Origin of the sequence: Clostridium sp., assembly GCF_021443865.1 — a bacterium.
Lineage (GTDB): Bacteria > Bacillota > Clostridia > Clostridiales > Clostridiaceae > Clostridium.
On sequence record NZ_JABUTB010000101.1, the window covers coordinates 1 to 12,842 of the forward strand.

7 protein-coding genes, 3 pseudogenes and 1 riboswitch are annotated in these 12,842 nt (G+C 26.9%); of the genes and pseudogenes, 4 read left to right on the top strand and 6 right to left on the bottom strand.

Annotation, left to right across the window (positions count from 1 at the left end):
• The first annotated feature begins 775 nt into the window (after positions 1 to 775).
• Positions 776 to 3,622, top strand: coding sequence for a type I pullulanase (gene pulA / locus HUJ77_RS13645; RefSeq protein WP_291709516.1), 2,847 nt, complete (start codon positions 776 to 778; stop codon positions 3,620 to 3,622).
• A 125-nt stretch (positions 3,623 to 3,747) separates the two neighbouring features.
• Here the strand turns inward: pulA and thiT are convergent, their stop codons facing one another.
• Positions 3,748 to 4,389, bottom strand: a complete 642-nt coding sequence (gene thiT, locus HUJ77_RS13650) for an energy-coupled thiamine transporter ThiT (RefSeq protein ID WP_291709518.1) — start codon at positions 4,387 to 4,389, stop codon at positions 3,748 to 3,750.
• A 60-nt stretch (positions 4,390 to 4,449) separates the two neighbouring features.
• A riboswitch (TPP riboswitch) is annotated at positions 4,450 to 4,552 on the bottom strand.
• 160 nt (positions 4,553 to 4,712) lie between these two features.
• On the opposite strand from thiT, the gene HUJ77_RS13655 reads away from it, so the two are divergent.
• Entirely contained in the window at positions 4,713 to 5,279 is a 567-nt protein-coding gene (locus HUJ77_RS13655) for a methyltransferase domain-containing protein (RefSeq protein WP_291709520.1), read from the top strand.
• A 609-nt stretch (positions 5,280 to 5,888) separates the two neighbouring features.
• Here the strand turns inward: HUJ77_RS13655 and HUJ77_RS13660 are convergent.
• Positions 5,889 to 6,008, bottom strand: a pseudogene (locus tag HUJ77_RS13660) (serine/threonine protein kinase); the annotation flags it as partial.
• A gap of 149 nt (positions 6,009 to 6,157) precedes the next feature.
• On the opposite strand from HUJ77_RS13660, the pseudogene HUJ77_RS13665 reads away from it, so the two are divergent.
• Positions 6,158 to 6,607 (top strand): annotated as a pseudogene (locus HUJ77_RS13665) (GNAT family N-acetyltransferase).
• Positions 6,608 to 6,670: 63 nt separating this feature from the next.
• Here the strand turns inward: HUJ77_RS13665 and HUJ77_RS13670 are convergent.
• Positions 6,671 to 8,023, bottom strand: a complete 1,353-nt coding sequence (locus HUJ77_RS13670; RefSeq protein WP_291709522.1) for an MATE family efflux transporter — start codon at positions 8,021 to 8,023, stop codon at positions 6,671 to 6,673.
• Positions 8,024 to 8,229: 206 nt separating this feature from the next.
• On the opposite strand from HUJ77_RS13670, the gene HUJ77_RS13675 reads away from it, so the two are divergent.
• Complete coding sequence (locus HUJ77_RS13675; protein WP_291709524.1) at positions 8,230 to 9,441, top strand: crosslink repair DNA glycosylase YcaQ family protein; 1,212 nt, start codon at positions 8,230 to 8,232, stop codon at positions 9,439 to 9,441.
• Between the two features lie 46 nt (positions 9,442 to 9,487).
• On the opposite strand, the gene HUJ77_RS13680 is transcribed toward HUJ77_RS13675, so the two are convergent.
• The 3 genes and pseudogenes from HUJ77_RS13680 to HUJ77_RS13690 form a co-directional block, all read right to left on the bottom strand.
• Entirely contained in the window at positions 9,488 to 11,221 is a 1,734-nt protein-coding gene (locus tag HUJ77_RS13680; RefSeq protein WP_291709526.1) for an ABC transporter ATP-binding protein, read from the bottom strand.
• Between the two features lie 11 nt (positions 11,222 to 11,232).
• Complete coding sequence (locus tag HUJ77_RS13685; protein ID WP_291709528.1) at positions 11,233 to 12,138, bottom strand: ABC transporter ATP-binding protein; 906 nt, start codon at positions 12,136 to 12,138, stop codon at positions 11,233 to 11,235.
• Positions 12,118 to 12,807: pseudogene (locus HUJ77_RS13690) on the bottom strand (ABC transporter permease); the annotation flags it as partial. The pseudogene HUJ77_RS13690 and the gene HUJ77_RS13685, both read right to left, overlap by 21 nt.
• Positions 12,808 to 12,842 lie beyond the last annotated feature (35 nt).

Below are 12,842 nucleotides of genomic sequence, written 5' to 3' on the forward strand. Positions count from 1 at the left end.
CTTTTATCTATGTGATAGAAATGTGTAGAACAAACATTAAGTATGTTGATAAAAGTTTGTATAATATTAGGAGAGTTTATGAGAAATATACATGTTTATTTAAAAATGTATATGTTGTAATTTTAGTACAATATTTTTTGAATATAAATTTTAATATTAGAATATATAAAAGGGATAGTAATTTAAAAAAATATAATATTTATTAATATTGATACAATTAATAAAATAAAGTAATTGTAAAATCCATTGGAATTTAATTTCATATACTACTAAATTTATACTATAGATATTGTATAGAGGTTTATTGTATAAAGGTAAAAACTATAATTATATTTACTATCCTTAATAAATATTTATTAAGGATAAAAACATGTCTAAAAATATTTATGTAGCTGGTTAAATAGGTATTATTAAAAAATATTATATGTCTTAATGATACTTATAATAATAAGTAAATAAAAATTATAAAATATTAAAAGTAATAGTAGGTTTACAGATATTTTTAAATGTAAATCTAGGTTTAATTCTAAGTAAAATAATAAGTGCTAAAGTTATTTAACATTTTAATACTCCTTAAAATAAAGTTAATGATTATTTTAACAAGTCATTAGCTTAAATACATCTTAGTATAAGCAAAGAGGATTTTAATTTCTCGATTTTCAAATATAAATAATAGGAGAGAATATTAGAAATATACAATATTAAGATTAAGTATATTGAAACAATATTTTTTATAAAGAGTAAAATATAATATAATGGTTTTGGAGTTGAAATGATGAATAATTGTATGGAAAATATGAATTATAAAACTAAAATGTATATAAAGGCATCTTGTAATGAATTCTATTTAGAGGAAGAAATACAATTAGTTGCATTGAAAGAATCCATCTATGGAGTAGAGGAAATTAAAGATGTTGAATGGGAAATTAATTATAAAGGTCATGAAGTTTTATTAAAGGGAAATATAATAAGAATCAAAGAGTTTAATAATGCTTTAAAGAATATAGAGGTTAGCTTCATTGATATAGTTTCAGGGATTAAAGTATCTAGAAATTTTCCAGTAATTATGGAAAAAAGAAAAGATACATTAGTACACTTTATTAAAAATGATGGAGATTATTCAGGGAACGGATATATATGGGATATTTGGGCTTTTTCAAATGATGGTGATGCTTATGATGTCCAACTCCTTGAGAAAAGTGATTTTGGTAGGTGTGCCTTTGTAAAAGAAAAGAACGTTATTGTGAGAAGGAGAGCCTGGGGAAATGATTGGTCAGAGCAAACAATGACATTTGAAATTCCTAGTAAAGTTAAGAACTGTTATATTGTTTATGGTGAAAATAGATTAATAACAGATTTAAATGAATTAGTAGATTATATAAAACCAAGAATAGAAGTGGCAATAATGGATGATAGTAAAAGTATTGTAGCTTTTCTATCTAGAACCCCTATGGATATTACAGAATTTTATATTTATATAAATGGAGTTAAGCAGGAGAATATTCAGTATATAGTTGATAATGTATTTAAGAAAGTAGAATTTATCAATTTAAATTTAGAAATTTCTCCAAAGGATTTAATTGAAGTTAGGGCAAGTAATACCTTTATATCTTGTAAGGTTAATATGAGAGGTTATTTAGATAAGTTTTATTATGAAGAAGATGATATGGGAGTAACCTTTTATGAAGATAAAATAAGATTAAGGGTATGGGCACCTACTGCAGAAAAAACTGAGTTATGCCTTTATGATAAATGGTATGATACAGTAGAAAAAAGCAAGTATGAAATGATTTATGATCCTATAAGTGGAACATATAGCTATGAACTTAATAGAGAAGATAGTGAAGGTAAATTCTATATGTTTAAAACCACTTTTAGAAAGTTAGATATAAATGGCTATGAATGTAAAAAAGAATATTATGCAATAGATCCCTATGCTACTGCTGTAGGCGTCAATGGACAAAAAGGATGCTTAATAGACTTAAACAATAGTAATACTATGCCACAAGACTGGTTATTAGATAAAAGACCAGAACTTTTGAGAAAAGAAGATAGTATAATTTATGAATTGCATATAAGAGATTTTACTATAAGTGAAGATAGTGGTATAAATAAAGCTTTAAGAGGTAAGTATTTAGGGTTAGCTAAAGAGGGAACATCATTAATAGATATTAATGATACTATAGCTGTAAGAACTGGAATTGATCACTTAAAGGATTTAGGGATAACTCATTTGCATATTTTACCAATATTTGATTTTGGTTCCGTAGATGAGAGAAGGACCCATAAAAAAGAAAATAGAAGTTGGGGGTATGATCCTAAAAATTATAATGCTCCTGATGGTAGCTATTCTAGTGATCCATATTCTCCTATTTTAAGAATAGTAGAACTTAGAAGTATGATAAATACCTTGCATAAAAATAATATTAGAGTAATTATGGATGTTGTATATAATCATATGCAAGAAACATCGAATTTAGATAAATTAGTACCAGGATATTATTTTAGATCTAATTTTAGAGGTAGATATACAAATGGATCTGGCTGTGGGAATGAGCTTGCTACTGAAAAGCCTATGGTAAGAAAATATATAATTGATTCTATAAAACATTGGATTAATGATTATAATATTGATGGGTTTAGATTCGACCTTATGGGATTAATGGATGTTGATACTATGCAAGAAATAGTAAAGATTTCAGAGGAAGTTAATGATAATATTTTACTTTATGGTGAACCATGGAGAGGTGGGGATTCGCCACTTTTAAATGGTATAAGTAAAGGAACGCAAAAAGGTCAAAAATTTTCTGTATTTAATGATACCTTTAGGGATTATATTAGAGGAAATAATTCCCCATCTAATGGGTTTGTTAATGGAAAGCAACATGATGGGGCTACTGCTTGGAGTATAATAGAAGGGTTAAAGGGCTCTATTAATACAATGACATTAAATCCAGTAGAAAGTATTAATTATGTAGATGCCCATGATAATTATACTCTTTGGGATCAAATAGAAAAAAGTTTGAATCAAAATATTAAGGTTAATGAATACAGAAAAATAAAGGAAGATGATATCTTTGATAATCATTTAGTAAGAAGAAATGTTCTAGCACTTTCTATAATTTTATTATCTCAAGGTATACCATTTATTCAAGGTGGAGCAGAAGTGTTAAGAAGTAAAAATGGTGATCATAATAGCTATAAAAGCCCTGACAATGTAAATGCTATTTATTGGATTGATAAAGTTAAATATTATGAAGTATTCAACTTTGTAAAAATGTTAATAAGAATAAGAAAGAAATTTAAAGCTTTTAGGTTCGATAAAAGAGAAGATATTAATAAAATTGATATTAATTTTTTAAATGGCGATGAAAATGTTGGAGTAATTAAATGGCATTATAAAGATGAAAATGCTACAGGTGGTGCAAAAGAAATAATAGTAATATTTAATGCTACTGACTATGATAATTATGATATTAATAATTTTATTACAAACACTATAAGTGATGAATGGAATTTATTAGCTTTAAATGAAATAATAAATGACGAAGTAATAATGACCGTGAAAAAAAATCAGTTACCAACATTAAATTCCTATTCTATTTTAATAATGTATTCTTAATAAAAATAAAAATTGTTTTAATAAAAGGCAGAAAACCTAATTGGATTTCTGCCTTTGTTTATTTATCAATAGCATAAAGTAAATAAAAAAATATATTATTTCTAAGTATATTATATATTTATTATTTAACTATAAGTACTACTACTTGAGATTATCCTTGAAACAGGTAATAAAGAAATAATAATTAAAATCACTAATAAGTTTCCAAATACTACAGATCCATTTACAACAAAGGAATAAAGTACTGGAGACCAGCCCTCAGGAGCAAATTCTCCAAAGAATACTACACCAGAGATAAAGTGAAATATAAATCTTATAAACATACCAAAGGTTGCACCTAACAATTTATTGTTCTTAAAAAAACCAGCTAGTCCAACAGCCATAAAGGGAAGGGGATAATCAAATAGTACCTGTATTGGATGTAAAATATAAGGGCTTATAATTAAGTAAATTACTCCAAATAAGAAGCCTGTAAGCATTCCTATTTCAGGGCCATACATAAAGGATATTATAATAATAGGAACCATGCTACCAAGATTAATGCTTCCAGCACCATTAGGTAAATCAACTAATTTAATTAGGTGAAGTATTGTGGCTAAGGCTAAAGATATACCTATTCTTGTTATTACATTAGTGTCTAATTTTATCTTTTTAAACCTTATAAGAGCTAAAATCAAAAGAATAACTCCAATAAGAGTAGCTAAAGATAAAGGATTATTATAAATTTTATTAAAGCCTTCTTGTAATATATTAATAAAATTGTTCATAAAAAAACCTCCTTATTTAAATGCTAGGAGGTGCAATATTAATAATACTAAAAATATTATAAATATATGTGATGGCTTTCCTACGCTGGTATTATCCAGATCAGGTTAAAGAGGGTTAATGAAAAAATCATCTCTCAGCACAAAGGCACCCCTAGCACTTAATTATTATGTTATAACTAAATTTTATATAATGTGCAATATAAAGTCAATAATAATTGTATAACAATTCTAACTTTTGTATATAACGTAATATTAGGATAGACTAATATATATTTTAAAGTATAATAGAAGTAAGATAATTTATAATAGAAAGGAAGAATCATATGAATACATTTGTGGAAAAAATGAAATTTAAATTAGAAAGTCCAATTAGAGTAAATCAATTAAAACCAAAGGAAACCTTAGAAAAGTTAGGATTTACTGATGGAATGACATTATGTGATATTGGGGCAGGTACTGGATTATTTTCTATTCCAGCTTCAAGTATAAGTAAAGATAAAATTTATGCATTAGACATTTCACAAGACATGGTAGATTATTTAAACTCTAAAAAAAGAGAACTGTCATTAGAATCCTTAACTCCAATGAAGGTAGAAGGAGATAGGCTTCCTTTAGAAAGTAATACTATAGATTTAGCTTTACTTATAACAGTTTTACATGAAGTTGATGATAAGGAATGTACTTTAAAAGAAATAAAAAGAATTTTAAAAGATTTAGGTCAAGCCTATATTGTTGAATTTTATAAAAAAGAAACTCCATATGGTCCACCTGTAGATATTAGAATAGATGCTGAAGAAATAATAAAACTATGTCAAGAAATAGGATTTGATTTTGTAGAAGAAATCAATATAAGTGAAAGCTTTTATGGGGTTTTATTGAAAAATAAGTAGGATATAATGGTAATTTTACATGAGGCTGTATTAACAGCCTCATTTTTTCACCCATATCTATAAATTCTTTTTACTCTTGGTTCTGCAAGATAATCGTAGGCAGAAGTCCAGTAAGGCAAAAGGGAAGGGTTATATTTTAATAGATCCTTTAAAAATTTATCAAATAAATGATATTTAACTAGTATTTTTATTATGTCCTTAGGATAAGGAGTAACTTTAGAGTAGGGCTTCCTTGGATCAATAACTTGAATTTTTTCATTAGAGTTTACAAATATATGAGCATTTCTAAAGTTAATTCTTTTAAAATTAAGTTTCTTTAAGTCTTCTATTAAGTCTATTATTTCTTTAGATAAATTATAAGGTAATCCATGTTTAGAAATATACTCTTTAAGGGTTACTCCTCCAACATATTCTCTTATTAATATATTAGAAAATCTTACAATAGAATTAGGGAAAAACCTACTATCAATAGTTTGTTTAAGTATTTCATCTTCTTTTTTTGCATTTTTAATATCTTAAGTAAAAGAACTCAACCTTTTATTTATTAGTACACAACAATTGCATTCATCCTAAGACACTGGTACCTGTGCATAACGCATTGTAATTCTNTTTAGCATTTTTAATATCTTTAAAGACTTTTAAAGCATAACCTTCAGGAGTTAAATAAACTGCACCTTCAGCACCAGAACCCAGTAACTTTAGCCCTTGTGCTTCTAAGAGGTAATTCATAGCACCCACCTATAAATATTGATTTTATTTATTATATGCTACTTTTTTTATTATGTTAGTAAAGCAATTAATAAGATTTATATAAATATAAGTATAAATTTATATGGTATAATTTGGCTATAACAACATAGGAAAAGAGTGATTAAAAAATGAAATGGCAAATAAAAAAGTTTAATGATTTATCTACAGAAGAGATATATAAAATACTTAAATTAAGAAGTGAAGTATTTGTTGTAGAGCAAGAATGTATATATCAGGATTGTGATAATAATGATATGGAAGCAAAACATTTATTTTGTATTGAAAATTGAGAAATTATTGCAACATTAAGAATACTTAATAAGGGAGTATCTTATGATGAGATTTCTATAGGGAGAGTGGCAGTTAAGAAGGAATATAGAAGAAATCAATTAGGAAGAAAGTCTATGGAAATGGCTATAAATTATATTGAAGAAACCTATGGTAATAATCCTATTAGAATATCAGCACAATGTTATATTAAGGATTTTTATAAAAGCCTAGGATTTATGGAAGTCTCAGAGGTTTATTTAGAAGATAATATACCTCATATAGAAATGATACTTGAAATGAAGAATTAATAATGAAAAATGTAGAATTTAGGTAGAAACTCCCTAGAGGAGTTTCTAAAATTATAATTTATATTACTGTTCCAATTTAATTTGTTTTTCATTCATTATTACATTTATCCTTTTGTAATAAGTTATCATAAGAGGAATACAAGCTGCAAACCATGCAGCTGGATCAGCAAGAGCTATTCCAGTGAAATCAAGTAATAATGGAAGAGTAAAAGCTACTACTGTTCTAGCTATCATTTCAGCAAATCCAGCCATCATAGGTACAAAGCTTTCACCAATTCCTTGCAATGTGTTTCTATATATAAAGATAAGTCCTAGTGGTATGTAAAAAACTGAAACAGTATTTAAATAATGTTTAGCATAAGATATAACTTCTATATCATTTCCATTCATAAACTGCTTAGTAAAAGTACCACCAAATAAAACTACAATTATTGTTGAAATAACACTAACTATTATACTAATTATAGTGGATTTTTTAACACCTTCTTTTATACGATCAATTCTACCTGCTCCTAAATTCTGGCCAGAATAAGTAGCCATTGCAACACCAAAAGTAACAGCTGGTTGCATAACTAATTGTTGAACCTTTGAAGCAGCGGTATAAGAAGCTATAATTTTCGAACCAAAGTTATTAAGAGCACCCTGAAGTACCATAGCACCAGCAGCAGTTATAGAAAATTGTAATGCCATAGGAACACCGATTATTAATTGTTTTTCAGCATATTCTTTCCTAAACTTTAAGTGGTGTCTTTTTAATTTTAATATAGGAACTTTTTTTACTATATGTATAGCACAAAGAATAGCAGATATTGATTGAGAGATAATTGTAGCATAAGCAGCTCCAGCAACATCCATATTAAAATTAACTATAAATACAATATCTAATATAATATTTAATATTGAAGCTATAATTAAAAAATATAATGGTGTTTTACTATCACCTAAAGCTCTTAAAATACTAGAAAGCATATTATAAAAAATAATTGCTATATTACCAGCAAAAATAATAATTATATAACTTAGGGCATCATTTATAATATTTTCAGGTGTATTCATAAGTTCTAATAATGGTTTTGCAAAAAACATACTTAAAGCAGTAACTATTATAGTCATAATTCCTGATAATATTAAAGAACTTGAAAAGGACTTCTTTACTCCTTCTACATCATTTGCCCCAAATCTTTGTGATACTAAAACTGAAAAACCACTAGTTAAACCAATCACAAAACCATTAACTAAAAAAGCCATGGCGCCAGTAGAACCAACTGCAGCTAAAGCATCCACACCTAAATATCTTCCTACTATTATTGTATCAACCATACTATAAAATTGTTGAAATATGTTTCCGATAAGGAGAGGAACTGAAAAAGTTAAAATAAGTTTTACAGGATTCCCTTTAGTCATATCTTTAGTCAAGTTTATTCCCCCTTTAAATATTTATTTAATATATAATTTTAAAACATATAAATAATACCATTGTAGTAATTCATTATCAACTTATTTTCAAATTTAGAAAATATTTAATATGAATGCAAGATTTTTATATTGAAAAAGTATTATTTTAGAATTATATGCTAAAATGTATATAGTGAATTTTAAATAAGTATTAAAGGGGTAAAACTATGGAAATAATTATGCTGTCGAAGGAAGAACTAAGAAAATTTCTAGTTCTATATCAAGGTTTATATGTTAATAATACTTTTGCTAATAAAGAGGGAATTAAAGACTTTATAAAAAGAGTTGGATGTATTCAATATGATCCCCTAAATGTTGTAGGAAGAAATGCAGATTTAGTTCTTCAATCAAGAATTGAAGATTATGATTCATCAATGTTAGATGAATTACTATATAAGGATAGAGAGTTATTAGATGGATGGGATAAAATGATGGCTATTTATTCTGCTGAAGATTGGCCATATTTTAAAAGAGTAAGGGCTGAAAGAAAAAATGAGGTAGAGTGGGTACTGAAAAATAGGAATTCAATTGAAGCAATAAATTATGTTGATAGAGTAAAAGAATATATTAAAATAAATGGTGCAACTATTCCATCTAAAATTGATTTAGGTACTGTAGCTAAAGGCAGCTGGGGGCATGGGAGATTATCTAGTGCTACAATGGATTATATGTGGAATAGTGGAATACTTGGAGTAACAGAAAAGAAAAATACTCAAAAGAAATATGATTTAATTGAAAGATTATTGCCTGAAGAAATAGTATTTAAAGAAGATCCTTTCAAAAATGATGATGAATTCTTTAAATGGTATATTAAAAGAAGAATAGGAAGTATTGGAGTATACTGGAATAGAAGTGGAGAAGGTTGGTTAGGTAATTATATTTCTAATAAAAATTTAAGAAAAAGAATAATAGGTGAACTAGTAGAAGAAGAGGAATTAATACTCATAAAAATTGAAAATTCAAAAGAAAACTTTTATATAAGAAAAGAATATATAAAACTTTTAAAGGAGTCTACTTCTATTAATGAAAATAATGTAAGATTTTTAGCTCCATTAGATAATATAATTTGGGATAGAAAATTAACTAGAGAAATTTTCGATTTTGATTATACTTGGGAAGTGTATAAACCAATAGATAAAAGAAAATATGGATATTATGTTTTGCCAGTTTTATATGGAGATAAATTTGTGGCAAGATTTGAGCCAGAGATACATAGAGGAAAGGGACCACTAATAATAAAAAATTGGTGGTGGGAAGAAGATTTTAAGGTTACTAATGATTGTTTAGATTCTATAAAAGTAGAATTAGAAAAATTCTGTAAGTATTTAAATGCAGATGGTATAACTAAGGAATCTTTAGCAAAAATTTCAAATAAATAAAATTTAACTATATATAATTAGAGGCTGCAAGTGCAGCCTCTATATTTTATGTTGTTGCAAATTGACTATTATAAAGATTTGCATAAAAGCCCTTTTTATTTAGCAACTCATTATGATTACCTTTTTCTATTATTTTACCATCCTTCATAACTAAAATTAAATCAGCTTCTCTAATAGTTGAAAGCCTATGAGCTACTATAAAGGAAGTTCTTCCTTCCATTAATTTATTAAAGGCTCTTTGAATGTAAATTTCTGTTCTTGTATCTATACTACTAGTGGCTTCATCTAAAATAAGCATAGGTGGTTTTGAAAGCATAACTCTAGCTATACATAAAAGCTGTTTTTGACCTTGAGAAAGGGAGCTATCTTCTGAAAGTATAGTATCATATCCCTTAGGTAACCTCATAATAAATTTATGAGCATGAGCTGCTTTAGCAGCTTCTATAACTTCGTCTAAAGTGGCCTCTTTTTTGCCATAGGCAATATTATCTCTAACTGAGCCAGAGAAAAGCCATGTATCTTGTAGAACCATTCCATAAAGACCTCTAGTACTAGTTCTAGTAATATCTTCAATATTAATATTATCTATTTTTATTTCACCAGAGTTAATATTATAAAATCTCATAAGTAAATTAATTAAAGTAGTTTTCCCACAACCAGTAGGACCAACTATTGCAATTCTATCACCGGGTTTTACATTTAAATTAAAATCCTCTATAAAAGGTTTATCTTCGCTATATGAGAAATAAAGGTTTTTTATATCAACATTCCCAATGCAAGTATTTAAACTGATAGCACCTTCCTTGTCAGAAACTTCTGGAACTTCATCTAATATTTTAAAAACTCTATTAGCAGATGCAAAGGCAGCTTGAAGTTCAGTAATTACACCTGAAATTTCATTAAAAGGCTTAGTATATTGGTTAGCATAGCTTAAAAAAGCAGAAAGATTACCTACTGATAAATTACCATTTATAGCACTTAAAGCACCTATAATACCAACAGCTGCATATACAATACCATTCACAAATCTAGTTACTGGATTTGTAAGAGCTGAGTAAAATTGAGCTTTTTGTCCATATTTATATAGGTTTTTATTAATTATTTCAAATGCTTCTTCAGATTTCTCTTCATGAGCAAAGGCCTTAACAACTTTTTGATTTCCTATCATTTCTTCTACAAAGCCTGATAATTCACCACGAACTTGAGATTGGTTTTTAAACATAGAATGGCAATGTTTAGCTATAGTAGAAGCAGTAAATAAGGATATAGGTGTAATTATAACTACAATTAAAGCAATATTAACATTAATTGATAGCATAAATAATAAAGTACCAAGTATTGTTATTATTCCGGTAAATAGTTGTGTAAAACCTTGCAGTAATCCATCTGAGATTATTTCTATATCATTTATAACACTATTTATTATGGAACCATGGGAATTACTATCTATAAATTTAAGTGGTAACTCATTTAATTTATTAAAAACATCAATTCTTAAATCTTTAATAGTTTTATAACTCACTATATTTGTACATCTAGTCATTATTAGTTGAAATAATGAAGAGAAGATAATAGTTAGTAAAAGTAGTATTAATATATTAGAAAGGTTAGTGAAATCAACATTACCTTTACTTACAATAAGATCTACACCACGCCCAATTAGAATAGGTGTTAATAAGGTTAAGCTAATATTAATTAATGCACTAATAAAAGCTATAATAATATATTTATTATAAGGCTTTGTATATTTTAAAATTCTTTTTATTATAGTAATATTCATAAGCTAACCTCCTAATTGTTTAATTGTGAAGAATATATTTCACTATACACTTCGCAATTTTTAAGAAGATAATCATGAGTGCCTATTCCTTTAATTTCACCATTATCTAAAACCACTATTTTATCAGCATTTCTTATACTACTAACTCTTTGAGAAACTATAAGAACAGTAGTATCTTTAGTTTTTTCTTTTAAAGCTTTTCTAAGTCCTGCATCTGTTGCAAAATCTAAGGCACTAGAACTATCATCTAATATTAAGATTTCAGGTTTAGAAATTAATGCCCTTGCAATAGTAAGTCTTTGTTTTTGACCACCAGAAAAGTTCTTACCACCTTGAAGAACAGGAGAATTATATTTTTCAGGTAAAGAATCTACAAAGGACTTTGACTGTGATATTTCTAAAGCTTCATTAATAGCATTTATATCAGCATCTTCTTTTCCCCATTTTAAGTTTTCTAAAATACTGCCTTTAAATAAAACAGCTTTTTGAGGAACTATTCCAATTAATTTTCTTAAGTCTTTTAATTTGTAGTCTTTAGTATTATTTCCCTTAACAAGTATTTCGCCACTAGTAACATCATAAAATCTAGGAATTAAATTTACTAAAGTTGACTTACCAGAACCTGTTCCACCTATAATACCAATAGTTTCATTTTTATTAATGGTTAAATTAATATCTTTTAAAGAGTATTCATTAGAATCACTATATGAAAATGAAACATTTTTAAACTCAATTAATGAACTCTCTTTATTATGGTGAATATTGTTATTAACATTACTATCAGTAATTGAAGGTTCAATATTTAATATTTCTAAAACTCTATTGGCAGATGTTGCTCCTTTAGTTAAAATTACAATAAGCTGAGAAAATACAATTAAAGAAAGTAAAATCTGAGTTATGTAATTTATATAAGCAATAACTTCACCTTGAGTTAATGATCCAATATTAACCCTTATACCACCAAACCATAAAAGGGCTATAATAGCTATGTTCATAATCATATAAGTAATTGGGTTAAGTAATGCTGAAATTTTACTTACATTAATAGAAGTATTAGTAAGCTCTATAGTAGCATCCTTAAATCTTTCCTTTTCATCATTTTCTTTAGAAAAGGCTTTAATAACTCTGGTTCCCTCAAGGTTTTCTCTTGTAATTAAGGATAAGTTATCTAGTTTTCCTTGAATTACTTTATATAAAGGAAGAGATTTACTCATAACTAAATAAATCACTAAGGCAATTAATGGTGTAGTTATTAAAAATATTATAGAAAGCTTTAAGTCAATAGTAATTGCCATAATAGTAGAACCTATAATTATAAAGGGGCTTCTTGTACCAAGTCTTATTAACATAGCTATACCAGTTTGAATTTGATTTATATCGTTGATTAATCTAGTTATAAGAGTTGGAGTTCCAATTTTATCTATTTCAGAATGAGAAAGTTCATTAATATGCTTATATAATTTGCTTCTTATTGAAGTACCTGCTCCTTGAGAAGCAATAGAAGCATAGTATTGACAAATTAGAGCAAAACCTAAGCCCACAGCGCCTAAAAGAATTAAAACTCCTCCCATTTTATAGACATAATTAACATCTTTATTAACAAAACATCTTGTTTATATCC

What these genes read in the sequence shown, in the direction of transcription:
- pulA (WP_291709516.1), top strand. Translation starts at nt 776, where the DNA reads ATGAATAATTGTATGGAAAATATGAATTATAAAACTAAAATGTATATA.
- thiT (WP_291709518.1), bottom strand. Translation starts at nt 4,389, where the DNA reads ATGAACAATTTTATTAATATATTACAAGAAGGCTTTAATAAAATTTAT.
- HUJ77_RS13655 (WP_291709520.1), top strand. Translation starts at nt 4,713, where the DNA reads ATGAATACATTTGTGGAAAAAATGAAATTTAAATTAGAAAGTCCAATT.
- HUJ77_RS13675 (WP_291709524.1), top strand. Translation starts at nt 8,230, where the DNA reads ATGGAAATAATTATGCTGTCGAAGGAAGAACTAAGAAAATTTCTAGTT.
- HUJ77_RS13680 (WP_291709526.1), bottom strand. Translation starts at nt 11,221, where the DNA reads ATGAATATTACTATAATAAAAAGAATTTTAAAATATACAAAGCCTTAT.